At 43.8% G+C, this 25,680-nt stretch carries 21 protein-coding genes and 3 tRNA genes; 4 read left to right on the forward strand and 20 right to left on the reverse strand.

Going from position 1 to position 25,680, the window contains the following annotated elements:
* Positions 1-18: 18 nt before the first annotated feature.
* From IHV80_RS21470 to IHV80_RS21490, 5 genes are all read right to left on the reverse strand, one after another.
* Entirely contained in the window at positions 19-423 is a 405-nt protein-coding gene (locus tag IHV80_RS21470) for an ExbD/TolR family protein (RefSeq protein WP_004731145.1), read from the reverse strand.
* A complete protein-coding gene (locus IHV80_RS21475; protein ID WP_010429842.1) occupies positions 420-980 on the reverse strand; it encodes a MotA/TolQ/ExbB proton channel family protein in 561 nt (186 codons plus the stop codon). Before IHV80_RS21475 ends, IHV80_RS21470 begins: the two co-directional genes overlap by 4 nt.
* Entirely contained in the window at positions 980-2,356 is a 1,377-nt protein-coding gene (locus IHV80_RS21480; protein WP_192890900.1) for a MotA/TolQ/ExbB proton channel family protein, read from the reverse strand. The genes IHV80_RS21475 and IHV80_RS21480 overlap by 1 nt, the downstream gene beginning before the upstream one ends.
* Positions 2,356-3,123, reverse strand: coding sequence for a DUF3450 domain-containing protein (locus IHV80_RS21485; protein ID WP_192890901.1), 768 nt, complete (start codon positions 3,121-3,123; stop codon positions 2,356-2,358). The genes IHV80_RS21480 and IHV80_RS21485 overlap by 1 nt, the downstream gene beginning before the upstream one ends.
* Positions 3,124-3,301: 178 nt before the next feature.
* The gene (locus IHV80_RS21490) at positions 3,302-5,419 is read right to left on the reverse strand and encodes a TonB-dependent siderophore receptor (protein WP_192890902.1); all 2,118 of its coding nucleotides are present in this window, start codon (positions 5,417-5,419) and stop codon (positions 3,302-3,304) included.
* A 556-nt stretch (positions 5,420-5,975) separates the two neighbouring features.
* Between IHV80_RS21490 and IHV80_RS21495 the strand changes: the two genes are divergently transcribed.
* Positions 5,976-7,280: a dicarboxylate/amino acid:cation symporter gene (locus tag IHV80_RS21495; RefSeq protein ID WP_192890903.1), complete on the forward strand. Its 1,305-nt coding sequence runs from the start codon at positions 5,976-5,978 to the stop codon at positions 7,278-7,280.
* 184 nt (positions 7,281-7,464) lie between these two features.
* Here IHV80_RS21495 and IHV80_RS21500 read toward each other — a convergent pair whose 3' ends face one another.
* The 3 genes from IHV80_RS21500 to IHV80_RS21510 all read right to left on the reverse strand — a co-directional run bounded on the left by IHV80_RS21500 (position 7,465) and on the right by IHV80_RS21510 (position 10,066).
* Positions 7,465-8,850, reverse strand: coding sequence for a sensor histidine kinase (locus tag IHV80_RS21500; protein ID WP_192890904.1), 1,386 nt, complete (start codon positions 8,848-8,850; stop codon positions 7,465-7,467).
* On the reverse strand, positions 8,847-9,512 hold the full coding sequence (locus IHV80_RS21505; protein WP_017104767.1) for a response regulator transcription factor: 666 nt from the start codon (positions 9,510-9,512) through the stop codon (positions 8,847-8,849). Before IHV80_RS21505 ends, IHV80_RS21500 begins: the two co-directional genes overlap by 4 nt.
* Positions 9,513-9,592: 80 nt before the next feature.
* Positions 9,593-10,066: a LabA-like NYN domain-containing protein gene (locus tag IHV80_RS21510; RefSeq protein ID WP_017076007.1), complete on the reverse strand. Its 474-nt coding sequence runs from the start codon at positions 10,064-10,066 to the stop codon at positions 9,593-9,595.
* A 155-nt stretch (positions 10,067-10,221) separates the two neighbouring features.
* Between IHV80_RS21510 and IHV80_RS21515 the strand changes: the two genes are divergently transcribed.
* Positions 10,222-10,773 (forward strand): DUF4174 domain-containing protein, encoded by a 552-nt coding sequence (locus tag IHV80_RS21515; RefSeq protein WP_192890905.1) that lies wholly within the window; start codon positions 10,222-10,224, stop codon positions 10,771-10,773.
* Positions 10,774-10,833: 60 nt separating this feature from the next.
* Here IHV80_RS21515 and cobA read toward each other — a convergent pair whose 3' ends face one another.
* From cobA to nirB, 4 genes are all read right to left on the reverse strand, one after another.
* The gene (cobA, locus tag IHV80_RS21520) at positions 10,834-11,601 is read right to left on the reverse strand and encodes a uroporphyrinogen-III C-methyltransferase (RefSeq protein WP_192890906.1); all 768 of its coding nucleotides are present in this window, start codon (positions 11,599-11,601) and stop codon (positions 10,834-10,836) included.
* A 333-nt stretch (positions 11,602-11,934) separates the two neighbouring features.
* Positions 11,935-12,750, reverse strand: coding sequence for a formate/nitrite transporter family protein (locus IHV80_RS21525; RefSeq protein WP_192890907.1), 816 nt, complete (start codon positions 12,748-12,750; stop codon positions 11,935-11,937).
* 123 nt (positions 12,751-12,873) lie between these two features.
* Positions 12,874-13,197 carry a nitrite reductase small subunit NirD gene (gene nirD, locus IHV80_RS21530; protein ID WP_192890908.1) on the reverse strand — a complete coding sequence of 108 codons (324 nt, stop codon included), beginning with the start codon at positions 13,195-13,197 and terminating at the stop codon, positions 12,874-12,876.
* A 15-nt stretch (positions 13,198-13,212) separates the two neighbouring features.
* Positions 13,213-15,771, reverse strand: coding sequence for a nitrite reductase large subunit NirB (nirB, locus tag IHV80_RS21535; RefSeq protein ID WP_192890909.1), 2,559 nt, complete (start codon positions 15,769-15,771; stop codon positions 13,213-13,215).
* A 624-nt stretch (positions 15,772-16,395) separates the two neighbouring features.
* Between nirB and IHV80_RS21540 the strand changes: the two genes are divergently transcribed.
* The gene (locus tag IHV80_RS21540; protein WP_192890910.1) at positions 16,396-16,854 is read left to right on the forward strand and encodes a plastocyanin/azurin family copper-binding protein; all 459 of its coding nucleotides are present in this window, start codon (positions 16,396-16,398) and stop codon (positions 16,852-16,854) included.
* 151 nt (positions 16,855-17,005) lie between these two features.
* On the opposite strand, the gene IHV80_RS21545 is transcribed toward IHV80_RS21540, so the two are convergent.
* Genes IHV80_RS21545 through IHV80_RS21565 form a run of 5 tightly spaced genes read right to left on the reverse strand, consistent with a single transcriptional unit; the run spans position 17,006 to position 23,005 of the window.
* Positions 17,006-17,449 (reverse strand): CopD family protein, encoded by a 444-nt coding sequence (locus IHV80_RS21545; RefSeq protein WP_192890911.1) that lies wholly within the window; start codon positions 17,447-17,449, stop codon positions 17,006-17,008.
* Positions 17,450-17,458: 9 nt separating this feature from the next.
* A complete protein-coding gene (locus tag IHV80_RS21550; protein WP_192890912.1) occupies positions 17,459-20,167 on the reverse strand; it encodes a molybdopterin-dependent oxidoreductase in 2,709 nt (902 codons plus the stop codon).
* Entirely contained in the window at positions 20,168-20,752 is a 585-nt protein-coding gene (locus IHV80_RS21555; RefSeq protein WP_192890913.1) for an arsenate reductase (azurin) small subunit, read from the reverse strand.
* A complete protein-coding gene (locus IHV80_RS21560) occupies positions 20,749-21,915 on the reverse strand; it encodes a cytochrome-c peroxidase (protein ID WP_192890914.1) in 1,167 nt (388 codons plus the stop codon). Before IHV80_RS21560 ends, IHV80_RS21555 begins: the two co-directional genes overlap by 4 nt.
* Positions 21,902-23,005, reverse strand: coding sequence for a cytochrome-c peroxidase (locus tag IHV80_RS21565; protein ID WP_192890915.1), 1,104 nt, complete (start codon positions 23,003-23,005; stop codon positions 21,902-21,904). Before IHV80_RS21565 ends, IHV80_RS21560 begins: the two co-directional genes overlap by 14 nt.
* A gap of 136 nt (positions 23,006-23,141) precedes the next feature.
* Between IHV80_RS21565 and IHV80_RS21570 the strand changes: the two genes are divergently transcribed.
* Positions 23,142-25,148, forward strand: coding sequence for a hypothetical protein (locus IHV80_RS21570; RefSeq protein ID WP_192890916.1), 2,007 nt, complete (start codon positions 23,142-23,144; stop codon positions 25,146-25,148).
* Between the two features lie 140 nt (positions 25,149-25,288).
* Here IHV80_RS21570 and IHV80_RS21575 read toward each other — a convergent pair.
* The 3 genes from IHV80_RS21575 to IHV80_RS21585 all read right to left on the reverse strand — a co-directional run bounded on the left by IHV80_RS21575 (position 25,289) and on the right by IHV80_RS21585 (position 25,671).
* Positions 25,289-25,362, reverse strand: a tRNA-Cys gene (locus IHV80_RS21575).
* A 65-nt stretch (positions 25,363-25,427) separates the two neighbouring features.
* Positions 25,428-25,514 (reverse strand) — tRNA-Leu (locus tag IHV80_RS21580).
* A gap of 81 nt (positions 25,515-25,595) precedes the next feature.
* Positions 25,596-25,671: transfer RNA gene (locus IHV80_RS21585), tRNA-Gly, on the reverse strand.
* Positions 25,672-25,680 lie beyond the last annotated feature (9 nt).

Here is a 25,680-nt window from a genome sequence, read left to right on the forward strand (position 1 = left end):
TATGAAGGTCCTCCAAGATCATCGCTTTTCAGCAGCAAGCGCAATGTTTTTAACACCCGCACCTTTGGCGGCGTCCATCACTTTAACAACGGTTCCGTTGTAAGCGTGTTCATCTGCCTGAATGACTAAAGAAGCATCTGGTTGTTCTAGCAATAAATGTTCTAACGTCGCTTGAACACGTTCAACATCAACGACACGTTTATCAATGAAAATGTCATTCGCAGACGTAATCGCAACAAAGATGCCCGCATCTTTTTGGCTTACTACGTTAGAAGCTTGTGGGCGATTGACTTCAACCCCTGATTCACGAACAAATGAACTGGTCACAATAAAGAAAATAAGCATGATAAATACAATATCAAGCATCGAAGTAAGGTCTATTTGAGCCTCTTCGTTTTTAGAATGACGTCGACCGAGTCTCATCGTTGACTCCTTAAAGATTTTTCTAATTTCAATTCTAAGCGGTTACACACTTTCGCTAAGCGAGCGTGAACAAACATTCCCGCAAGTGCAGCAACCATACCCGCCATGGTTGGCAGCGTTGCCAACGAGATACCTGAAGCCATCAATTTAGGGTCACTGCTTCCTTGAGTCGCCATGACATCAAACACCGAGATCATACCGGTGACGGTACCTAACAAGCCCAACATCGGACAAATAGCGACTAACAGCTTAATAAAATTCAAGTTTTGGTTAAGTAAGATACTTGCTTGCCCTAACCAACCTTCACGAATGGCTTTGGCGTGCCAAGAAGAGTGATCTTCTCTTTCATGCCATTTTGCAATCCAAGCTTGGCGTTGCTTAGGAAAGTAGAACGCGAGATAAAGCACGCGTTCTACCACTAACACCCAATACACTAGGACAACAGCGGCTAGCCACCACAAGACGAAACCGCCCTGCTCCATAAAGCTTGATAAAGACAGCAGCCAGTCACTCGTTAACCAACTCGCTGGTAATAGAGAACCCGACAAAATATCCATTACGCAGCAGTCCCAACTGGTGAAACAATAGCTTTTGATTCAACTGTCCTTTCTGCCTGCTCAGCAACAAGGCCAATGCCCTGTTTCTCAAGAATATTACGAATGTTCTCTGCTTGAGTGCTAAGAATGTTATGTGCCAATAGCAGTGGCATTGCAGCAACTAGGCCAAGTACCGTTGTTACAAGCGCCATGGAAATACCACCCGCCATGACTTTAGGGTCACCATTACCAAACTGTGTGATCACTTGGAATGTTTCGATCATGCCGGTTACGGTACCCAACAAGCCAAGCATTGGTGCGAGTGCCGCCAATAGCTTAAGCATCGATAGGCCTTTCTCTAAGTGAGTCTGCTCATCAACAACCGCTTCTAAAAGGCGTAGCTCTAGTGCTTCAACCGTTTGGTTTTGCTCTTTGTTATAAACTGCAAGAACACGACCTAGAGGGTTGTTGCCCGCTTGCTCTGGGTTCTTAAGTTGTGCGCGAATTTTCTGACGAGCGATAGCTAAAGAAATACCACGAACCAATGCGATGATTAGGCCAATAGCCAGCAGGCCAAGAATCACTTTACCAACGACACCACCCGCTTGGAGGCGATCAGCTAGGCTTGGGGTCAGCGCTAGTTGTTCAAGCATGAATCCACGAGAAGGATCGACAACAACATTAGATACTTCGCCATTCGCAAGTGAAGAAAGCGATGCCAGTGTTGGACCATTTGATGGCTGTTTTAGATACGCAATTGCATCTTCGCGCTGAGTATTCCAGCTAACGTAACCTTGGTCTGTCACTAGACCAATTGAACCTAGACGGTAAGCGTCAACTGTTTGTGTATTGCCTTCACCGTTAATGAACGCAATTTGAGATTTGCTAAGCTCTGAGCTCGCTTGAATCTGCTCAACCATGCTCATCCACAAGCCAGAAAGCTGTGGCATTGATGGTAGTGATTTAGCATCGATAATTTGATCAACGGTTGCAGTATGCTCAGCACGGTCAACACTGTTTACTGTTGAGCTAAGCTCTGCACCCAATTCTTTTGCGTTTTGACGAACGACGCCAAATAGCTCACCAAGGCTACCTGTTTCTAAACGCAACTTCTCTTCTAAACGAGCAAGTTTGTTTTCGTTATCACTGAATGTCTGAGTAAGAACGTCTGTAGCGCCCTGAATTGAAGTACGTTTCGCTTCAAGCTGCGCCTTGATCGCTTTCAGTTCTTGTTCAGTTTTTTTGAAGTCAGCTTCACGCACTACGTTGTGAGAAGCTTGAGTACGATTCTCTGATTTAGCCTTGTTAACTAGCTGAGCAGTCGTATCAGAAGCTGAGAAAGCAGAAAATGAAATTGAAGTAATACAAAGCAATGCTGCTAATGGCTTTAAGTTCATTACTTAACCTCCGCAACAGTTAAAGAAACAGGTAAAGTAATCAAGCTTGGAGCCGCTTGTTGACCAGCAATATCGTAGGCTTTATCTAGCTCAGACTTCATTGAAGAGTCAAGCTCTTGCCATTGATCTTCTGTTTGATCCCAAGACCAATATTGGCTGCCATTTAGATTGCGAGCGACTAAAGAGATGCGACCTAGGTGCAATACATCAGCCTCAATCGTTTTTTCACTAGTCAATGCTACACGACCTTGATAGACACCTAGCTTAATACCGTAGTCCATCTCGATTTGGTACGCCTCTAGAATACGACGGTATTTCTCAGCATCACTTACGTCAGCACGAGTCATCATCGCTTGAAGCTTTTCAACTCTTTCTAGACGCTGTTCTTTCTTGATTGGCACATCTTTCTCAACTAACTGCTGAAGGCCATCAATCATCTGGTACATCAGAGGCACAACACCTTGACGTGTATATTTGATTTCGTCGATCTGCCCTTCAATGCTCTGAGCTTCTTGATTCTGGCTCTCAACCAATGCAGCAAGGTGATCGTGATAGATTTCTAAGTTTTTAACTTCTTCTTGCAGACGCTCAATCTCAGCTTGCAGCATCAAAGTTGCTTGTGAGCTTTTATCAATAACCCTTTGGCTTGAAGCCGACGCGTTATTGGTCTTGTTTTGAATTGATTGAGCTTGATCCAAGCTGTTTGCCATCGAAGACGTTGCAACCAAACTGATCGCAAGTGCTAGGCTAGTTTTTAAAAGATTCATAATTGTAGTCATTTACTATAAGAAGAAGGTCAAATGAATTTTATTGATAAGCAGTCTCATTATCATTAAAAGTCACTCACATTACTAGGGATATTTTACGAAATAGCAGAATCGCGAAAGGGGAAAGCCGAAACTTTCCCCTTAGTATTTATGCTAGTAATAGTACCCTACTAACAAATTAGTATTTTACCTGTAAAGTCGCCATGTAGTTACGACCTTCGCCAACAACTACACTGCTTGTGCTGCCACCTTCAAGGTAATCAGTATCAAACAAGTTCTCTACGTTGAAACGTGCAACGAAATCTAGGTTTTCGTCATACTTCATTGTATGTGCGATACCCATGTCTACACGAGTGTAAGCGTCTTTTTTGAATGTGTTTGCGTCTTCTGTGTAACGCTCACCTACGTGGTAAACACCTAGGTTTACATCAGTACCGTTATTGAACGAGTAAGTAGACCAAATGCTGGCTGTAAACTCTGGCACATCTGCTGGAGTTTTGCCTTCAAGTGCAGGATCGTTTTGGTATTCAGCATCCAAGAACATTGTCGATGCACTCAATGAGAACGCTTCAGTCATGTAACCAGTAGCCGACAGTTCTACACCGGTATGAACTTGTTCGCCAACTTGGCTTGTGCGTGTTTCTTTGCCGTTATTAGTTGCTGGATCTAGATCTTCAGTTACTTGCATGTTCGATTGAGTAATCTGGAACAATGCTCCTGATACAAACAAGCGTTCATCAAACAGTTCCCATTTAGAACCTAGCTCGTAAAGTGTACCTTTCTTAGCATCTTGAGACTGACCAAAGTTCACGTCATCTTGGTCTGTGATTTCACCAACAGGTTCGAAGCTTTCAGAGTAAACCGCGTAAATGGAACCGTTTGAAGCCGGAGAGTAAATCACGCCAAACTTAGGAAGAATGTTGTTGTAGCTCTCTTCTTGATTAGAACTGCTCGTCGTTTTATCGTAAGCGAAACGTACGCCACCAAGCACTTGCCATTGTTCAGTAAGTGTTACTAAGTCTTGAACGTAAAGACCGTAGTGTTGGCTTTCAGAGTGAGATACTTCATTGTCGTTCTTGTAGCTAACGTTAGAAGGCATATCAAAACCGTTACCACATGCAGCGGCAGCTTCTGCTTCTGTTGCGTTAACACATGTGTAGCCAGAGTCGTATAAACGCTCGTAGTCGTAATGTAGACCATTCACACCAACAAGCAGACGGTGATTAACACCTAGCGCATCAAAGTCACCAGTAAAGTCTACGTATGCTGTATCAAACGTCCATTCATCGTGACGATCTGATACCTTGTAGCCGTAACCGCCGCTCTTGTCGCTATATACTGTGTTGTTCGATTCTGTACGTTGACGCTCATAGAACTGACGGCTAATTCCTGTTTTAACAGACCAAGTTTCGTTCAAGTTAGCAGTTACAGATGCACCGTAGTTTGCAACGTCGTTGTCCGTTTGAGCAAAACGTTGGTCATTAACCGTGTTAGGGTCGATAACCTTACCAGTAGAAGTATCGATTTTAGAACCGTTATCTAAATCGCCCTCTTCAATGGTGCGGTCGTAGTGAACTGACAACATGATGTCTTCGTTAATATCGTAATCAACAAATAGACCACCAACAAAACGGTCGGTTTCTACATCTGTACCATCAAAACGTGTACGGTAAGAGTCTTGGTTTTCTTGTGAAACAATAAGACGAGCACGTAAAGTTTGGTCATCATTCAATGAACCACTTACATCCGCTGTAGTACGTGTGTAGCTATCAGAACCAATATCTTGGCTTACGTTTACTTGAGTTTCGTATGTTGGCTTCTTAGAAACCATGTTAACAAGACCACCAGGTGCTGACTTTCCGTAAAGCAGACCTGCAGGGCCTTTAAGTACTTCAACACGCTCAAGAAGCTCTACTGGTTGACGGTAGTGTGACCAATGCTGAACGCCGTCACGCAAGTAACCAGAGCTGCTTTCTAGGTCAAAGCCACGAAGCGTAAAACGTTCACGGTTCGTTGATTTAGAGCCCGCGCCAACAGAAGCGTCATTTTTAAGAACTTCACCTAGCGTACTTGCACGCTGCTCATCGATGATTTGCTCATCGATTACTGAAACTTGTCCCGGAGTCTCTAATTGAGTAGCCTCCATGCGCATTGCTGTTGTGTTTGTGTCGGCTTTGTAACCGTAGTCACGACCTTCAACAACCATATGCTCGTCTGTTTTTACTGTTTCTGCCAATACTGCTGGTGAAGCTAATACTGCGCCGATCACTAAAGCCAATGGGCTCTTTGAAAACATGTCCTTTACTCCGCTTATTCTTTTAATCGAGCACTTTTTATTTATTCGATGTGCTCGTTGAACCGTTTCCGGTACCACTGAATCATTTCGAGAGAGAATATAAGTGATAATTATTACCATTTGCATTAAATTTACATTCTTTGCATTCGTAAAGTTTTGTAAAGGACTATCGACCAGTCGTTTTCTTGAACTTCATTAAAGCCAACTCAATACAGTCAGTTAACGCCCATTCACGTCAAAAAGTGGTTATCTGAGTCAAATCTTTTGAAACAGCGATATTGGCTCGGTCAATTTAAGAAGAGAGGATTGATAAGAAAACTGTCTTATCTTATTTACTACCTTTGAAACGACGGATTCATGTATAAAACCCTCGGTAAATGTAAATAAATGGTGAATTATTTTGTTTTGATTTGTTTAATTTACACAATTATCAGTGATTCTGATCACATCTATAATTTCAAACTCATTTTTTGTTTTTCGATTTGATCAACCGACTGCTAATCTCCCGCTCACTTTGAAAAGGTATCAAAGTTATAAATAATAAGGAGTGTTCTAAATGAATACCAAGAAACCTATGTCTCTAACTGGTCGAGTTATCCTCGGTATGGTCGTGGGCATATTAACGGGATTTGCCATTCAATCCCTTTTTGCAGACAACGGATTTGTTAACAACTACATCGTTAATGGACTCTTTGAAGTAGGCGGACAGATTTTTGTCGCCAGTTTAAAAATGCTTGTTGTGCCACTAGTCTTCGTTTCACTAGTGTGCGGTACGAGCTCTCTTAAAGATTTATCAACTCTTGGCCGTATGGGTGGCAAAACGCTTGCACTTTATATCGGTACTACAGCCGTTGCTATCACTCTAGCACTCACTATCGGTAACCTGTTCCAACCTGGAGCTGGTGCGGATCTTACTGCTGCGAGCTCTTTCAAATCAGCTGATGCCCCTTCTTTGGGCCAAGTAATCATCGACATGTTCCCAACCAACCCTATTCAGGCAATGGCTGAGGGCAAAACGCTGCAAGTTATCGTATTTGCTGTGTTGTTTGGTATCGCAATCAGTGCAGCGGGTAAACCTGGTGAACGTATCGCTGCAGTTTTCTCTGATCTAAACGAAGTGATCATGAAGCTTGTTGCTCTTCTGATGAACCTTGCACCTTACGGTGTGTTCTTCTTGATGGCGAAGCTGTTCTCTGGCCTTGGCTTGGGTGCAATTTGGAACCTAGCTGAATACTTCTTAGTGCTTGCGGGTACCCTACTGTTACACGGTCTGGTTACTTACAGTGCAATGCTTAAAGGTTTCACAGGTTTAAGCCCGATTACGTTCTTACGTAAGATGGAAGATGCGATCATGTTTGCGTTTTCAACTGCCTCTTCGAATGCAACGATTCCAGTAACAATGGAAACGGCTAAAAACCGCATGGGCGTAGACAACAAAGTCGCTTCGTTCACAGTACCACTAGGTGCAACGGTGAACATGGACGGCACAGCTATCATGCAAGGTGTTGCGACTGCGTTTATCGCACAAGCTTACAATATCGACCTGACTATGGGTGATTACCTGATGGTTATCCTAACAGCGACATTGGCGTCTGTTGGTACTGCAGGTGTTCCAGGTGTTGGTCTTGTTATGCTGGCGATGGTATTGAACCAAGTTGGTCTACCGCTTGAAGGTATTGCTCTAATCATGGGTGTTGACCGCCTTCTTGATATGATTCGTACCGCTGTAAACATCACAGGTGATAGTGCCGTAACCATCATCGTCGCTAAGTCTGAAGGTTCTCTTGATGAGTCTCGCTTCAATGACCCAGCAGCTGGCGAGAAAGAAGAAGAAGTTAAGCTAGCACGCCAACAGGCATAATCTAGCTTCTCTGCCGCTCTTACCATCAAGTTAAGGCGTAATTAATGGCTATGCCTTAGCTGATAATGAAAAGCGTATAAACAAAAACGCCACTGCATCTGCAGTGGCGTTTTTTATTAGGCATGTTTCTCAGCGCGCTTTCAGCCATAGTTACGTACTGAGCTCGACAGATAACAACGGGAAGCTAATCGGCGATTGGGAACATAAGGTTCACTCTAAGCCCCCCACCATCTCTATTCTCAGCAGTAACGTGCCCATTCATCACACCCATCGCTTCTTTAACAATCGCAAGGCCTAACCCGTAGCCACCAGACTGTTTATCACGGGCAGACTCTATGCGAGTAAACGGGTCGAATATACCTGCAATCTTGTTATCAGGAATGCCATCACCGTCATCCTCTACAGATATGACACTGTAACGTTTATCGGTGAACAGTTCATAAGTAGTCACGACAACATGAGCATTCTCACCGGCATATTTAATTGCGTTGCCGACCAAATTACCAATCACTCTGAGAAGTAACCTCTCATCAACGTTAACCATCGATGTCGGTGTCTCTAAATCACCCACTAAGGTCTGATTCGGCTTTAAGTCATTTTGCATCTGCGCAATGAGCATCGAACAATAGTGCTCCAAATGCATCAAGCTTAACTTGGTGTCATAACGTGACGTTTCTAGGCGGCTGAATTCAAGGATTTCCCCCACCAACTTATTCATCTCTTCCGTTTCGCTTTCCATTCGATCAAGTAAGCCAATGCTCTTATCATCCACCTTGTTGCGCAAAAGGTGTAAGGCGAGGTTCTGCCTAGCTAGTGGCGTTCTAAGCTCATGGGACACATCACGAATCAAACGACGCTGCTTTTCCGCCAGAGACTTAATTTCAAACGTCATGTGGTCAAAATCGTGAGCAAGTTCGTTGAACTCTCGCGTGGTTGAATCAAGCTCAGACACAACACTCACCGAGAAGTCTCCTTGTGCCAACCTTCGGCTTGCTTCCCTTAAGCGATCCAGAGGCTGTTGCAGGCTTTTCGCCATAATAATGGAGAACAGCGACAACACGATCAAAGCTATTACCGCTTTCAACATGTAAGAATAAGGTGCAAAGGACTTAGCCGGGTGAAACTGATGCGGCAGTTGAATCACTAACGTTTTGCCATTATTCAGCGGTAGACCGAATATAGGCTTACTGACACGATCGCTCAGTTGATGATCTAAGGTACGTAGGTACTTGAGTTTGAATTCAAAGTGCGGGTGCATATGTCGATGGGTAATTGGTCGATTGTTTTCATCGATAACAAACAGATAGTAGCCTTGAGCATTACCCCAGTCGGCTAACTCATCCATGTCCCCTTCTTCGATTAACACGTTGGCTTGATAGGCAAGGTCGAGCATTTCAGCTTTAACGGATTCTGGCACCTTCAATAATGCTTTCATCAACGTCCTTTCTGCCACACCTTGAAGGATCAATATGCTTACCAGAATCACTGTCAGGTAGCTGAATAACTGGAACGTTAAGCCATCCTTACGCCTAGCAATAAAATCAGGGCAACGCAGCAATTTTTGACTCATACCCCTACCGATTCTAGGTAGCTATAGCCTTTACCACGAACGGTTTTGATGTGTTGTTTAGACAAGCCAGCCTGAACAAGCTTTCGTCGTATATTACTGATATGCATGTCTAAATTACGATCGAAGGGACAAAGTTCTTTCTTCAGCACATGGATTTGCAGGTCGGATTTAGATACAACAATCCCGTCGTTTTTGACCAAATAATCAAGCAGATCTTTTTCAGTGCCCGTTAACGGTAAACGAGAGAGCTGTTCACACAAACCATGGTTAGATGAAGCTAAAGACTGTCTCTGACGCTCAAAACCAACGCGGCGCAAGATCACCTTAATGCGGGTCAGCAGCTCTGGAACGTTAAAAGGTTTGGCGATGTATTGGTCAGCACCCGCTTGATATCCGTCGAGCATCGAGGCATCGTCGTTAAGAGCGGTTAGCATAAGAATTGGAGTGGCAAACCGCTGGCAGATTCGCCTAGCAACTTGAATACCGCTGAGGTTAGGTAGCATTACATCGAGTAAGACTAAATCAACAGGGTGAGACTGAATGAACTCAAGCGCAGACTCACCACAATGAACGGTATCAACGTGATACCCTTCATTTTCTAAGACTTCGCCCAACAATTCACATAACTGAATATCATCATCAACAACTAAAACGCGCGACATCATACAAACCGATAAATAATAATAGTTTGCATTCTAATTATCGTTATTATTGATTTCAATTATAAAATACGAGATTTCTCTTAAAGTAAGAAATCTTTTTCAATCGGTACAAATTTTGATGCAGAATCGATAAGATTTTGAGCAGTTAACCCTGGAACACCATAAACTTCAACAGGCTTACCAAAGCGCTCCTTGATTCGCTCGACAAGGATTTCGAAATCGCCATCGCCAGATACCAAAACAATCTTATCAACCGTCTCAGCAAGTTCTATCGCATCTAACGCGATGCCCACATCCCAGTCGCCTTTTGCACTGCCATCTCGACGCTGAATAAACGGCTTTAACTTCACATTAAAACCAACACCACGAAGGATATGGTGAAATTGACGCTGCTTTGGATCTTGGCTTGAGATTGCGTAAGCATTAGCTGCGACAACGTTACGCCCTTCCGTAGCAACATACCAAAACTGGTTATAGTCAAAGTTAGAACGGTATTTGTCGCGCGTCGTGTAGTAAACGTTCTGAACGTCGACCAAAATTGCTATGTTTTCCATAAATTCATACCTTTAGATTTTCCGTATACCCTATTCTATTCAACCCTAAAATGCGAGCCGCTTTCTTTAATAAAAATGAACTCATTAGCTATGCTTAACGTAGTTGTTATTAGCTTAACTCAGAGCTTGTGTGAGTTTATCAAGGAAGGTGGAACATGCAGTACCGACAAATAATCAGAGCATATCTTGGTTGCGACACCAATGGCTCAGTGTTGCCTCGTTGCTGCGCAGCGTTAGCCAACGCAATCTCCAAATCACTGAAAACTCTAGTAACAAGTGCGGTTATGTTTATGATCCTATCCATCAACTCGTTGCACGCCTACCCAGCCTATTCCCATTCCAACTTACTCCCTCATCGCAGCGTGATCTATTTTGCGCCAACGGAAGACTCTGTCGTTAAAGCGTTTCTCAATGAAGTCTTAATCAACAACTGCCAATTGGACGAACGAGATGTAGTTATCATGGTGATAGCAGAGAGTGGTTACACGGTTCCGACTTGGCTAGAAGAAGAGTTTAACTTAGAGGCAGTTACCAGCATGTACGAGATCCCTAAAGGATCACACACCGCAGTTTTGATTGGCAAAGATGGAAAAGAGAAGCACCGATGGAGTGGTAAAACAGATTGGAAACAAATCACCAATATCATTGACGAAATGCCAATGCGCCAGCAAGAAATGCAGCGACAAGGCAGTCGCTGCAGTATTTGATTCTTGATGAGCTCAGTAGTGGTTTAAAGATTCATCTAGACGAGCAGACGGTTCAAGTTACTAGTTAAACCAAGCGAGTTTTTCATGAAGTTGAGCAACACTGCCTACAACAATCAACGCTGGGCTTTTAGCGACGCTCGCAAGGTTAGCTAAGTCATTCAACCCACCTCGATACACCTTCTGTTCTTGGCGAGTTCCGTTTTCAATGATCGCTACAGGCATGTCTGCTCGCATACCGTTATCAAGTAAATTCTTTTGAATATTCGGGCTCTCTTTTAAGCCCATATAGAAAACAATTGTGTGGTTATGCTGAGCAAGAGATTGCCAGTCAATATCTTCGCCATCTTTTTTAAGGTGACCGGTAATAAACTGAACACTTTGTGCGTGGTCACGATGTGTCAACGGGATGCCCGCATAAGCCGTTGCGCCTGCAGCTGCAGTGATACCAGGAATAACTTCAAATCTCACATCATTTTCAGCTAACGTTTCACACTCTTCACCGCCACGGCCAAAGATAAATGAGTCGCCACCTTTAAGGCGAACTACGTGCTTGTTCTCTTGCGCTTTAGTAACCAACAACTGGTTAATCTGATCTTGTGGTACACAGTGATGATCTAGCTTTTTACCCACGTAAAGCATTTCAGCTTCTGGGTTAGCCATCGCTAAGATATCTTTTGATACTAAGCGGTCATAAACCAAAACGTCTGCTTGTTGAATCACACGTGCTGCTTTTAGCGTAAGTAAGTCTGGGTCACCCGGACCTGCACCTACTAGTGAAACAAATCCTTTGTTTCCTGTTTTAACATTCGATGGCGATACTTCTGACATGCTTTGCTCCGAAAGTTAGCTTGTTATATTTCAAGCTTAATTCTGTATCACAATTCACAATGACGCTGTGAATTGCCAATATCCCTACTTCTTAGACTATCAGGTGTTGCCATAAAACTTCACGATTAATTCTAAACAAGATAGAAGTTTATATAACAAAACAATCTATTACGTTGAATAGCGCTGACTTTTGCACCAGTAACTGGCAAACAATGCTCACTGAGAGTGCATTCATGCCTAAGCAGAGGATGTTTAAATCAAAAAAGCCCCAAACATGATGCTTGGGGCTTATCATTTTTCAACTAAATGACTCAACGAACTAAAGAGTGCTGATTATTTAGCGTCTAGTGATGGCGCTGTTTTAGCGTGCGTAAGGTATAGAGGAACACACGTTAACAGCAGACCACCAACGATGTTACCTAGAATTGTTGGGATAAGGTTGAAGTTCAACCATGTCGCGATACCGAAATCAGCGCCAAGAATCATACCCAGTGGGAATAGGAACATGTTTACTACTGTATGCTCAAATACTAGTGCGAAGAAGATGAAGATTGGGAACCACATCATTGCTACACGGCCTGACACAGTGCGAGCTGTCATGTTACCAATTACACCTAGACATACCATTAGATTACAGAAGATGCCGCGTACGAAACACGTGATCCATCCGTCCATGCCCATGTTTTCAAAACCTAGGCTACGAGCTGTAGAAACTGCGATGAACTTTTGCGCTACCGCATTTGGGTCTAGAGAGAAGTTGCCTGTCAATGAAACTGCAACTAGGAAAGCCACGATAAGTGAACCAATAAGGTTGCCTAACCCAACAAGTCCCCAACAACGTAGGATACGGCCCCAAGTAATGCCTGGGCGGTTGTCGAATTTAGCTAAAGGAGCAAGGCCGAAAACGCCAGTTACTAGATCGTAACCCATAACACTTAGAATAACGAAGCCAACTGGGAACACGAGTGCGCCAACAAGGCCAATGCCCGTTTGTACCATTGCTGTAATAGCAACTACAACCGCTAGAGAAAGGATGATACCAGCCATAGTGCTTCGAATCAGGAGGTCGCGAGTACTTGTCTTCGTTTTCGCTTCACCTACATCGATCATCGTTTGAACGAATTCTGCCGGTTTAAAATCAGTAGACATAAGGTTGTCCTTAAAAAGTTTAAATTAAAAGTTAAAATCGGATAGGAAAAGATTCTAGTTGCCGAATTAAGGCAATATCGATAACTAGAACCCTTGAACTATCAAATCTTACTCATCCAAAGATTAAGCAGAGATTTCTACAGCACCTTTGGTAACACGAGCTTTGTACGCTTTCACGTTGAAGTTCTCGTCTTCCATACACACACCTGTTGTCAGGTTAAAGCGCTGCTTCTTAAGTGGGCTTGCCACCCAAAGCTCTTGTTTGTGCTCAACAATCAAGCCGCGTGATAACACGTTAGATTGAAAGTAAGGGTCGGTGTTACTAATCGCTAGTACTTCTTCAGCCTTAGTTGGACGGAAGATTGCCACTTGCTCACCAGCAACCAACGCACAAACACCTGTACCTGGAATAATGTCTTCGATCTTACAAACTTTGGTAAATGCCATGATGTCGTCTCCCAATTAAACCAGTTCAACGTGAAGGATATCGCCCTTCGCTTCAGGGTGTTTCTCAGTGAAAGTCGCTGGACGGTGTTGTTCACGGCCATCTTCTACAAACACTACGTTTTCATCGCGGTCATCAGCATTGATGAAATGTGCGAAGCGCTTAAGTTGAGCTTCATCGTTGATTGTATCTGTCCATTCACAAGCAAAGTTACCCACTAGGCCTGCAATGTCAGTTTCAAGTTGGTCATTGATACCAAGCTTGTTATCTACAATCACTTCACGTAGGTAATCAACACCACCTTCTAGGTTGTCCATCCATACCGAAGTACGTTGCAGTGGAGCAGCCGTGCGGATGTAGAACATCATGAAACGGTCGATGTATTTGATCAGCGTTTCTTGGTCTAGGTCGCTTGCAAGTAAGTCTGCGTGACGAGGTTTCATGCCACCGTTACCACATACATACATGTTCCAACCAGCGTCAGTTGCGATAATACCTAAATCTTTACCTTGAGCTTCAGCACACTCACGAGTACAGCCAGACACACCAAACTTCATCTTATGAGGAGTACGGATACCTTTGTAACGGTTCTCGATCATCACGCCTAGGCCAACTGAATCTTGAACGCCGTAACGACACCAAGTCGAACCAACACATGTCTTCGCCATGCGAAGTGCTTTTGCGTAAGCTTGACCCGTTTCGTAACCTGCAGCGATTAACTTCTTCCAGATTGCTGGTAAGTCATCTTTCTGAGCACCGAATAGACCGATACGTTGTGCACCAGTAATCTTGGTGTATAGGTTGTATTCAGCGGCAACATCCGCAAGAACGCTTAGTGCTTGAGGCGTTACTTCACCACCCGCCATACGAGGGATAACAGAGTAAGTACCGTCTTTTTGCATGTTACCTAGGAAGTTATCGTTGGTATCGTGCAGTTTCACTAGCTCAGGCTTAAGGATGTGCTCACCCCAGCAAGAAGCAAGAATAGAACCCGCTAGAGGCTTACATACTTCACAGCCGTAGCCTTTACCGTATTTCTCTAGTAGTTCATCGAATGTTTTGATTTCTTCGATACGAATTAGGTGGAAAAGCTCTTGGCGAGAGTAAGCAAAGTGCTCACATACATCGTTCTTCACTTCAACACCGGCTTTAGCAAGTTCAGCGTTTAGCACTGAAGTCACTAGTGGAATACAACCACCACAGCCAGTACCTGCACCGGTTACTGCTTTGATATCGCCGATTGTGTGATGACCTTCAGCAACCGCTTGAGCGATCTTGCCTTTAGTCACATCGAAACAAGAACAGATAACTGCAGATTCAGGAAGCGAGTCTGCGCCAAGTGTTGGCTTTTCACCTCCTGCATGAGCAGGAAGAATTAGAGCATCTGGGTGTTCTGGCAGGTCGATTTCGTTCAGCATTAGCTGAAGAAGATCGCCGTAGTCAGACGTATCGCCAACCATTACCGCGCCTAGAAGCTTCTTGTTGTCTTCGGAAACGATTAAGCGTTTGTAAACTTCTTGCTCTTCATTTTGGTAAACGTAGCTCTTGCAACCAGGAGTACGACCATTCGCATCACCAATTGAGCCAACTTTCACGCCCAGAAGCTTCAGCTTCGCAGACATGTCTGCACCTTCGAAAGTGCTTTCGTTACCTACAACGTGGTCAACCGCTACTGTTGCCATTTTGTAGCCTGGAGCGACTAGGCCGTAGAAGGTTTGGTTCCAAGATGCACACTCACCAATAGCGTAAATGTCTTTGTCTGTCGTTTGACAATGGTCGTTAATCTCGATGCCGCCACGAGGTGCGATACCTAGCCCCATCTGACGAGCAAGTTTGTCTTGAGGACGAATACCAGCAGAGAATACGATGAAATCTGTTTCAAGCTCTGTACCATCTGCAAAACGCATCACGTTACGAGCTTCAGTGCCTTCAGGAGCGATCTCAAGCGTGTTCTTACTTGTATGTACGTTTACGCCCATACGTTCGATTTTTTGACGAAGTTGGTTACCACCAGCAAGGTCAAGCTGTTCAGCCATAAGCTTGGGAGCAAATTCAACAACATGAGTTGTCACACCAAGTGCTTTTAGTGCACCCGCTGCTTCAAGGCCAAGCAAGCCACCACCGACAACCACACCAGATTTAGAGTTTTTAGCCGTTGCTTCAATGGCTTTCAAATCTTCAATAGTACGGTATACGAAACAGTCTTTACCTTCGTGGCCTTTAATTGGCGGAACAAATGGGAACGAACCGGTTGCGAGAACAAGCTTATCGTATTGAATTTCACGACCAGTGCTTGAGTAAACTGTTTTCTTTTCACGGTTAACGTTAATAGCACGTTCGCCGATCAGCATGTTGATGCCATGTTTCTCGTAGAAACCTTCTTTAACTAAAGAAAGTTCGTCTGCAGTGTGGTGTGAAAAGTAAGAAGAAAGGTGTACACGGTCATAGGCTACGCGAGGTTCTTCACAGAACACGGTAATGTCCATATTCGTAACATCTGTCTTCTCGACTAAATCTTCGATATAGCGATGGCCGACCATCCCGTTACCGATTACGACTAGCTTCATCTTGCTCATAAGAATTCCTGAAAGATTATAATTTCTTAACTATGTGAATAATGAATTATGAAAGAAAATGAAAATATGATGTAAATCAATTACGAAAACGAACTACCCAAAAGGGGTAGGACAAAAGAGGTAGACCTGCTCAAATATCGAGCAAAGCAAACGAATAACCCTGCATTCAGTCTGGTTTAGCGGGGGTTTATATACACTTTGATGCAACTAAAGATGTGTTGTAAATTTACACAATCGGCAAGTAACAACGTAAGTAAATGACAATTACTTTCATCTGCAGACTTATAAATACAAGTTGAACGCCAACCCACCTCCTTTCGTGAAAAACTATGTGCAATTGTGAAAAGCTTTTCTTTCCTGTAGCTCATTTAAACCAAATAAGTTCTATTTCATTGTTCTCATACAAACTCAAACCATTCTCCTGGAAAATAACTCACAAGGCATTCGATAACATTGAGTAATCTTGATCAGGTAAAGGCATATCGAGAGATTAATAAGTTAATTAGATTGATCCAACACAAGAACCAATAAGATTCATGGTGATGATGTCAAAATCAACTTTCAACCACCCACTGAATAAATTAGCATTGTTGCAAATAATTCTTATTTAATAGAGCCTATACAATGCGCGTATTTTTACTAATCCTATCTATTATTACTGCCGCCCCAGTGATTGCCGAAACCAAAGTTATTAAACAAGTCATGGATATGAATTCAGAGAACATCGACAAGATGTACCAATTTATTCCCGACTACGTCGAAATCGAACCTGGAGACAAAGTGCTCTTCAAAGGGACTGTTGGCTCTCATACCGCTCATAGTATCCAGGGGATGCTTCCTGAAGGAGCAAAGCCTCTTATGATCTCAGGCTCAAACGCTCAGGAAGTCGTATTCGATAAACCTGGGGTGTACGGTATTAAATGCAAAGTACACCACAGGCACGGGATGGTAGCGTTGGTTGTTGTAGGTGATCCCAGTGTCAACATAGAGGAAGCTCGTATTGCCGCTAAAAAACGCGTGAGTCGTCGAGCTCAAAACAAAATGCAGGGACTATTGGATAAAGCAAAACAAAAGGTTAAGTGATCCTAAAGACTCTCTATTAAGTCAACCAAGGTTTGGAGTCTGCTCACTTCATACAAACTCCAATCACTCATAAAAAAACAGCGCCACTGGCGCTGTCTATTCTAGCTTCTGACTAAAAAGTCAAACTTCGCTTCTACGGCCGTTCAAACTATTAAATCAACCAGCCAGTTCTAAATGAAACACCGACAAACACAAACAGAACTGAGATTATGGTGACAGGCACGATGTGCAATGCCATATCCCACAGGTTATCCTTTGAGAGTTTTGGAATAACACGGAATCGAGCATCTAAAGCTAGCAAAACCGTTAAAGCAAGTAAGGTCAACTTGGCTGCAATACCATGAGCAAGAGGAATCGACATATCAAACCATAAAGTCACATCCGGTAACATATGGTAAGCGAGCATCAACCCCGTCACCACTTGTATCACCAATGCCGGCATTCCTACCTTTTCATACCCTTGCTCAAATTCGAGCAACATTTCTGGAGAACGATGCTTTAGCACTTTAGGAAGGATTATCACGCTAAGAATAATGTGACCTCCAGTCCATATAGTAGCTGCTAGCACGTGTAAAACTAATAAAACACCAAACATAAATTCCCCTTAAACAATGTTACGTGGAGCAAAAGAAAAACCTTCAAACTCCCGCTTATATTTGGATTCACCAATTCTCTTTATTTTGGCTACACCCATTTTGTAGTTATAGTTACCACTGATTTGATCAACTACCCTTGTCGTTAAAGCGTTGGCTGGATTCTTCATGTCCATCATATTGCAATACAATACGCCTCTTTTCGTGGTAGAGGTGACAATCGCTACTGCTTTAATCTCTGCATAATCCAGTTGAATATGCCCATTTTTCATCAAATTACTGAATTGAAAATCATCGGTTTCGACACCGAGAATCGTGTCTTTAAAATTGGCCACACGTTCCGAGTAAACCAATACTTCATCCCCAGCTTCTATACCCCGTTTTGCTGCATCTTCTGGATGTACTTCAATCCAGTTTTCAGGCCAACGATGAGTGATGTAAGGCCTGCGCTCTGTATCATCAAAACCCGATTGCCAAATTTCGTTGATACGACCATTTGAAAACCACAACTCGTCCTGTTTCGGTGTAAGCCAACGATGGAAGTCACTAAACAGATCCCAGGGATGTTTTTGTAGGTTCACCTTCCCTGTCTGACTATTAAACTGGGTAAGTTGTTTACGCATAATATTCGCGCCTTGAGGACCATCTTGTAGCCCTTTGTCTACCAGTTCATTCCAGCTCATTTCAGTATCATGAAGGCGTTTGGTTCCGATGAGCTTTTTAGTGTCGTAGTTATAAAACACGGGGCCTTGGATACCTTCCGTACCAAATTCAGCAAGCTTTTGATGAAGCGTTTTTCCTTCAGCATGTGCAGCAACTTTGATCATATTAAAATCTTTACGGCTACCGCGACTAAACCGCGATGATTCCTCAGCAACGTCGTTAGAGTTTTGCCAATCAAAGCCATCGTATCCCATTCGAGATGCCATTTGACCAACGATCCACCAATCCGGTTTCGCCTTTCCCGGTGCATCTGAAAACTTCTGGTAAAGACGTAAACGACGTTCACCATTAGCGCGCATGAAATCGTCCTCTCCCCACGTCGCGGCAGGGAAAATGATATCGGCAAATTGCTTGCCTATCGGATCTCGTAAGTAAATATCTTGGTTGATAACCACCATGCCACCAGAGTCTGCACGCTTTTTAAGGGTGTCGATAATATGTTGTTTATCGCGTCTAATGGCTTGATGAGGGTTACGAGTCGTTAACTCTATGAACTTCTCTTTTAATCCATAGCTTCCACACATCGATTGGATCCAAGTAGTACCAATCACATGAGCCATGCGGGTATGCCCCGAGTAAAGGTATCTATCAGTATCAATAGAACGCCTACGTCTGCCCGCGACTTTTTCAGGTGATTTGTTTCTTGGTAATTTTCCACCAGCTAATCCACCGCGTTGATGCCCACCAAAGCGGCCAATCACGCGACCTTCTCTACCGCCAGTCCCTATGATCGTTGCGAGAGATGCAATAGCATTAGTGTTGCCCGTATTATTTGACCAATAGAAGCCCTTTTCTATACCAATCGAAGCTTTGACTCGTTTACCATTAACGGGCTTAGCTAACATCTCAGCCGCTTTGTAAATCTTCTCGACATCGATACTGGCAATTGAAGCGGCATACTCAGGGGCGTATTCTTTTTGCTCCAAGTTCCATTGCTTATAGTCATCAAAACCATCGGTTTGGAACTTGCCCCAAGTCGTTCTCCACTGCCATGGCGTATTACGAGTACCCTGACCAAAACCAGAGCTCGATTCCCATTTATTATTAACCCAGTTTTCAATCCATTCGTTATCTTGCCAACCTTGTTCAAGGATCACCCGAGCAATCGCGCCGATCACAAGGTTATCGCTGCCGGGGTTAATATCGAGGTGTAATCCACCTTGAGCTTTTAGCCACGCAATCCCTGCCGTTTCACGAGGATTCAAAATCACCGTTTTCATTCCGCGGCGAACCGCCGGCATGATGAACTGCGTAAAGATAATCGTTTTGGTCTCATACGGATCGGTTCCGCATATCATCAAAGTATCTGCCGCGCCCCAATCGTCATAACTAGGTGCGAAATTATCAAAGCCTGCATCTCTAAAGCCAGGCGTGGCAGTAACATCTGATGGCGTATCGTGAAATGAAAAGTTCGCTGTATTTACATGACGTAATGCATACTTTGTTATCGCGTACGTGTTTTCAATATACTGATAGGAATACGTTTTAACGCAATAGCTGTTTGAACCGTGAGTATCAATCACGTGTCGCCCAACTTGGGCAGCAATGTCGAGTGCAAAGTCCCACTCGACGGGTTGTAACTGACCATTAATACGAACCAAAGGTTGCTTCAAACGATCTTTCGTTGGTGTATCGGGGTTGTACAACTTTCTTGCCAATAGCCCACCACGAACCGAAGAGTCTCCTCCTTTGTTGACGACTTGGATATCTTTGTCCGCGACCACCACCACATGGTGTGGTTTGCCATTGTGCGAAACAATATTATGTTGCTGGGGAGAAACCCAAGCTTGCAGGGCATGAACAGGAAAATCGACACCGAAGGCATTTTCATTGGCACGAGGTCCGCCGGAGTTGCTGCCAACAGGCCATCGATAAACCTTATAGCCGCACGCGACAACGCAATAGTCGCAAGCCGTTGTGATCACTTCCGCGTTCACCGGTGGCAGTAACGTACTTGTCGGTGCAAGGTATGATTTGTTTTGATCAGATTGACTCACTTAGCTGGCCTCCACGTCGATTAGGTTTTCCATTCGACCAAAGATCAAGCCCATGACTCCCACCGCATAAATATCATCACCTTCGAGTTCCAGTAGCACTTGAGGCAGGCTTTCGAAGGCTTGTCCGGAAACCATAACGCCATGACGACGTAAATCGAAAGTCGATAGATGGAACGGACATTGCCCCACAATACGATGCTCTCCCGTCGCCTTGTACGCGCCAGTTAAGGGCCCGCCTTGATGAGTACAAGTCATTGAGTAAGCCACAATGTCACGCTGTCGCCCTATCCCACCACCACATTCAATATCAGCTTTAACTAGCATAGCAATTGAGTTTGTTCCTTCATCTGGGTATTGAAAATGAACTGGATCATGATTATTCAGCTCACTTAATTTGGCGACTTTTTTACGAGGGTAGCCAACAACGCGAGCTTCAACATTCGCCTCAGAACTGGTGCCAGCAAACAATGTGAGGGGCACCATCGACACTGCCGTAGCTGCGCTTGAATAGAGCAAAAAATCACGTCGCGACATCATGCATTTGTTGTGTCCTTTACTGGAGGTTGAATTAGAATTAACGCTCATTTTTTAGCTCCAGTAAGTTGCTCTTTGGTAAATAACGCTTGGTATTCAGGGATTGTCGGCTCATCAATAAAAATCTGTTCACCTGAAAACGCCTCGACAAAATGAAGTAAGTGTTTCTTGTCTTGTTCTGTTAATCCAAGAGGTTGAATCAAAGCGGATTTTGTCTGGGGAAACCCTGTTGTACGTCCATCATCATCTACCCCACCACGGTTGTAGAAATCAATGACCGCTTCTAACGTTGGGAGGGTTCCATTGTGCATAAACGGCGCGGTATATTTGGTATAACGCAAGCTAGGTGTACGAAATTTCCCTAACATCTCTTTACGTTTCGCACGAAAGTAAGCACCTGGGTCGGCCTTTGTCGTACGGTACATCTGTTCGGTAACACCTTTAGAATACAGTTCAAATCGGAAGGTTATTTGTGCTAAGCCATCATCGCTCCACCAAGGGCTTGGAGGGACGCCAATGTTGTAGAATTTTTGGTCTGACGCCAACGGTCCATTGTGGCAAGCTATGCAATTCGCTTTGCCTTCAAACAAAGCTTTACCCTTTAGTTGAGATTCAGATAATGCACTTTTATCTCCGAGTAGGTACTTATCAATTGGAGTATCACGTTGAACCATAGTGCGTTCAAACGCTGAAATAGCACGCCACGCATTATGAATTTTCGGTGTATCGTCGCCAAACACCTGTTTAAATCGCTCTACGTATTCAGGGACTAACGCCAAACGAGCTTCCATAATGTCGTCTTCACCGTTGCCAGCGACCGCACCTTTTGCGGCGTCTTTGGCTTGCGCTTCTAACGACATAGCACTGCCAGCCCAAAACAGCTTGTCGTAATAAGCCGCATTAATAATAGTTTGGCTATTACGCCAATGAACCGTACCCGGATACCCCATAGAAAGGTCATCTGGAAACCCCCAACCTTGGGACTGAATATGACACCCAGCACATGGGCTTGTGGTATCACCGCTTAAACGACCATCGAAAAATAAGATCTTTCCTAACTCTATTTTTTCGGGTGTTTGTTTGTTATCGGCAGGGATGGGCACTTCACCTAGAGGCGCGAGTGTTAGGTTGGCATGAGCAATAGTTGGAAATAACCCAATTCCGGATAGCCCAAATAGCACTACACGCGATACAGAGAATTTAGTTATGAGCATTTGACCAATCCTCCGTATATTCATAACCAAAGTCATAATCTAGCCATTCGTACTTTTCGCCCACCAAAGGCTCACCAGATAAAGATTCCAAGAACGCAACCAACGCCTGTTTTTCTTGTTCTGTCAGGGAAAGTGCACTTAATCGAGAGTCTTTGTTAGAATCTTCGCCCCCGCCTTGGTTATAAAACTCAACCACATCTTCAAGTGTGTGTAACATGCCATTGTGCATATACGGCGCCGTCTGAGTAAGCTCTCGCAGTGTTGGAGTCATAAATTTACCTCGGTCACTACCATCGGCTTTGTGGGTTTGTACATGAGCCCCAACATCACGGGTTAGCGAAAGGTAATCTGGAACGCCCATAAACATGTTGTAAGCAAGAAACGATTGATGTCGCATCGGATCAAGAAATACCTCATGGTTTTCCGGTACTCCCGTATTGTGTGCCTTTCCATCCGTGAACATAGAACCACTGTGGCATTGACTACACCCCGCTTTCCCAGAGAACAATTGCTTCCCCTGCGTTGCTAGATCGTTAAGATCACCCTGGTCAAAAGGGACGTTTATCGAAGTCAGTGTTTTCAAATATTCAGGTAAGGCTTTGCGAACGCCTCCATTCGACGGTTCACCAAGGTTTGCGGCTTTAAACATTTCAACGTAAATAGGATCTTGTTTAAGTCGTTCTTGCATCAAACGCATGTCCATATTCATCAGCCAATCTTCCGTGATGTTTTCTCGAACCACATCGTTAAGATTCGTCCCGATACGACCATCGTGAAACCACACTTCCTTATAGACCGTATTAATGAGTGTTGGCGCATTACGAAAGCCATCACTCCCTGTATACGCAGGGCTTAAAGGTTCTGGAAAGGAGAAACCATTCGCCGGTATGTGGCAACTAGAGCAAGAGATCGAGTCGTCCCCTGACAAGCGCGTATCAAAAAACAGGCGTTTGCCTAATTCAGCCATTGCCAGGTCTATATTCATTGGAGGCAAAGCAGCGTGTAGAGTCGCAGAGAAAAAGGCGCACAATCCTATATAGCCAGTGCGTACAAAGCTTGTTCGTGCAAAGCTTTTTCGTGAAACGCTCATCGGCATTCCTTTTCTGGATTACTATCAATGAACCCTATTATTAACACGTGAAACATTAAAGATATGATTAGGATCATACAACTGGAAATGATAAGAGTTATTATTCAAACTTGTTAATTCAGTGGTGCTTAAACAAATGTCTCTAGATAAATTCCTTCATAAAGTTGAACACAGCTACACGACCGGGGACACATCTAAACAGATTTTGGCCGCTCAAATTCTAGCGCGATTTCAATGTACTAAGCACAAAGTGATAGAGGGCTTAAAATCCGAGAATATAGACCTTGTGATCACAAGCCTAGAGTGTCTTACTTTAGATAATCAAGCTCCTATCGAGCCCATCATTCACTGCTTTCAATACTGGGATTACAGTGAAATAAAATTGGCCGCATTGCTTGCTATAGAGAGCAATCAACGCTCGGCAATGGCCACAGAGTTATTAGTAGAAGCGATATGCGATGGTAACGATTATTGGGAAGGTGATTGGAATGATGGTGATGATATTAGTTTGATTGCTGCGCGCATTCTCGATAACCATAAACACAAGATAGACCGTAGCCAAGCTGACCGTTTGCTGGCCCTGCTTAAGAATGATCCCGAGCCAGACCTAAAAAGCAGACTCATATCCCTGTTGTCTCGTCACTCACCGGCTTTACTTGAAGGAAGTTACGCTCCAACAAGCATGGCCGAAGTGCGTATGTTTTTAAAAAGCACTCAAGACAAAGTGATGCTATACAAAGCAACACAGCACCCAGATCTTAGTTGCCAAAAAGTGGCATTTCAGCGTTTATCCGAGATGAATTGTCGTGAGTATTTGCAGATATTTTTAAGTGGCCTCTCTTACTCAGAACCATTAATCAGAAAAGTTTCAGTCGACCAATTGGCGAAATGGAATTACCAAGTAGATATAAAACATCTTAATTGGGGATTGCTACTGTCAGGAGTACCACTCAATACACTCGCAGGACTGCTTAATGAACGAGACAAACTGGATTTAATTAACCAGATCCAAAATCAACAGTATTTTCCCCAACTAACAAAATCAATCATTCAGCTAATTTCAAATTTGGAAACTCAACACAGGCAACCGCAACTCAACCGGTTCTTACCGATGTTCTATCAGATCTTTTCAGGGCTAGATGAAGCAGAGCAACTCGACTGCCTAACCACCCTATTTGAAACGACCAACGAACAACTGAGTGTTGCTTTCATCCGTCAACAATTACACTCTCACACTTGCAGCAACTCGATCAAGCGGCTACTTATCGAGCATTTATCCTTGAACCAAAACGCCAGCCACCAAAACTATTTGAAAGAGCTGACTATGGGGACAACCGATATAATTGCTACAGAAGCTTTAAGCAAAAGCACACCTTCAACTGAAGTTCCTCTTACAGATACAACGTTTAATGAGCGAAGCGTTATCCCCGACGGCAAACCAATACAAGTTACCTCGACACTTGATGCCTTAAAACAAGCATCACTCTCCACTCCCACAGCAAAAAAGTCACTGAAGAAATCAGCAAAAATTGAGAACTTACAAAATCAAGCGCTAGCTATCGAATTCTGCGTAAACAAAACATGGCTGATAAACCTGTGCTCTGAAGATAAAATAGACAACTTAACCAAAACCGCATTTCACGCCTTAATTATTGCCTTATCTCGACACGATATACACTTTGCCGATATTCAAACGCAACGCTTTAGTCTGTCAGTATTAGAGTTGGTACTAGATGAAGAGAGCGAGGATACAGAAAGCATTATCAGTTGGCTTGGCGATGATTGGATACAGCAACACCGCTTGCAACTAACAGCATCACCCCGCCTCTCTGTGAAAGTTGCTTTAATACAACACGCCAATGACGAGCTGCAATTATGTGAACTGTTCAAGCATCCGTATATCGGCATTCAGAACGCGGCACTAAACCGACTTAGACTGAATAATGTTTATTCCGATAAAAAGCTGATTCACATGATTTTAGAAGATCCGTTACTTTATCCACAACTGGCACTGTTTGACATCAATACGGTTTACGAGGCGCTTGGAGATAGACTACAAAACGCACCATTGACTGCGCTTCAAGCCGCTCTTGTATTTCAGGAAGCAACGAGCAATAACTGCTTTTCGGGAAGCGAAAACTAAGCAGCATGAGGCGTCGATGCAAAGTCTCGTTGAGGTTGATAGATTTGAGGAAAAGTAGGAATTTTAGATACAAAAAAACCAGCTTTAAGCTGGTCATCTATAAAATCGGTTTTAGCCGAAGTAACGTTTAGTTGTGATAATGGAGGCGCCTCCCGGAGTCGAACCGAGGTCCACGGATTTGCAATCCGCTGCATAGCCACTCTGCCAAGGCGCCTTCAAATAGTGTTTTAAGAGAACTACTCTGTTGATTCCTACCAAACAAGATAGCAATCAAATAGATGGTGCCCCGGGCCGGACTTGAACCGGCACAGCGCGAACGCCGAGGGATTTTAAATCCCTTGTGTCTACCAATTCCACCACCAGGGCACGCAATTCTTTATTGCGATGCCGATTACTGAAAAGTAAAACACCATCTTAATGTCGAAGCCAATCAACATTACAAAATTTTGGAGCGATACATCGGGTTCGAACCGATGACCTCAACCTTGGCAAGGTTGCGCTCTACCAACTGAGCTAGTATCGCATTTTCATT

The organism is Vibrio bathopelagicus (assembly GCF_014879975.1).
GTDB classification, from domain to species: domain Bacteria; phylum Pseudomonadota; class Gammaproteobacteria; order Enterobacterales; family Vibrionaceae; genus Vibrio; species Vibrio bathopelagicus.

What these genes read in the sequence shown, in the direction of transcription:
- IHV80_RS21470 (WP_004731145.1), bottom strand. Translation starts at nt 423, where the DNA reads ATGAGACTCGGTCGACGTCATTCTAAAAACGAAGAGGCTCAAATAGAC.
- IHV80_RS21475 (WP_010429842.1), bottom strand. Translation starts at nt 980, where the DNA reads ATGGATATTTTGTCGGGTTCTCTATTACCAGCGAGTTGGTTAACGAGT.
- IHV80_RS21480 (WP_192890900.1), bottom strand. Translation starts at nt 2,356, where the DNA reads ATGAACTTAAAGCCATTAGCAGCATTGCTTTGTATTACTTCAATTTCA.
- IHV80_RS21485 (WP_192890901.1), bottom strand. Translation starts at nt 3,123, where the DNA reads ATGAATCTTTTAAAAACTAGCCTAGCACTTGCGATCAGTTTGGTTGCA.
- IHV80_RS21490 (WP_192890902.1), bottom strand. Translation starts at nt 5,419, where the DNA reads ATGTTTTCAAAGAGCCCATTGGCTTTAGTGATCGGCGCAGTATTAGCT.
- IHV80_RS21495 (WP_192890903.1), top strand. Translation starts at nt 5,976, where the DNA reads ATGAATACCAAGAAACCTATGTCTCTAACTGGTCGAGTTATCCTCGGT.
- IHV80_RS21500 (WP_192890904.1), bottom strand. Translation starts at nt 8,850, where the DNA reads ATGAGTCAAAAATTGCTGCGTTGCCCTGATTTTATTGCTAGGCGTAAG.
- IHV80_RS21505 (WP_017104767.1), bottom strand. Translation starts at nt 9,512, where the DNA reads ATGTCGCGCGTTTTAGTTGTTGATGATGATATTCAGTTATGTGAATTG.
- IHV80_RS21510 (WP_017076007.1), bottom strand. Translation starts at nt 10,066, where the DNA reads ATGGAAAACATAGCAATTTTGGTCGACGTTCAGAACGTTTACTACACG.
- IHV80_RS21515 (WP_192890905.1), top strand. Translation starts at nt 10,222, where the DNA reads ATGCAGTACCGACAAATAATCAGAGCATATCTTGGTTGCGACACCAAT.
- cobA (WP_192890906.1), bottom strand. Translation starts at nt 11,601, where the DNA reads ATGTCAGAAGTATCGCCATCGAATGTTAAAACAGGAAACAAAGGATTT.
- IHV80_RS21525 (WP_192890907.1), bottom strand. Translation starts at nt 12,750, where the DNA reads ATGTCTACTGATTTTAAACCGGCAGAATTCGTTCAAACGATGATCGAT.
- nirD (WP_192890908.1), bottom strand. Translation starts at nt 13,197, where the DNA reads ATGGCATTTACCAAAGTTTGTAAGATCGAAGACATTATTCCAGGTACA.
- nirB (WP_192890909.1), bottom strand. Translation starts at nt 15,771, where the DNA reads ATGAGCAAGATGAAGCTAGTCGTAATCGGTAACGGGATGGTCGGCCAT.
- IHV80_RS21540 (WP_192890910.1), top strand. Translation starts at nt 16,396, where the DNA reads ATGCGCGTATTTTTACTAATCCTATCTATTATTACTGCCGCCCCAGTG.
- IHV80_RS21545 (WP_192890911.1), bottom strand. Translation starts at nt 17,449, where the DNA reads ATGTTTGGTGTTTTATTAGTTTTACACGTGCTAGCAGCTACTATATGG.
- IHV80_RS21555 (WP_192890913.1), bottom strand. Translation starts at nt 20,752, where the DNA reads ATGAGCGTTAATTCTAATTCAACCTCCAGTAAAGGACACAACAAATGC.
- IHV80_RS21560 (WP_192890914.1), bottom strand. Translation starts at nt 21,915, where the DNA reads ATGCTCATAACTAAATTCTCTGTATCGCGTGTAGTGCTATTTGGGCTA.
- IHV80_RS21565 (WP_192890915.1), bottom strand. Translation starts at nt 23,005, where the DNA reads ATGAGCGTTTCACGAAAAAGCTTTGCACGAACAAGCTTTGTACGCACT.
- IHV80_RS21570 (WP_192890916.1), top strand. Translation starts at nt 23,142, where the DNA reads ATGTCTCTAGATAAATTCCTTCATAAAGTTGAACACAGCTACACGACC.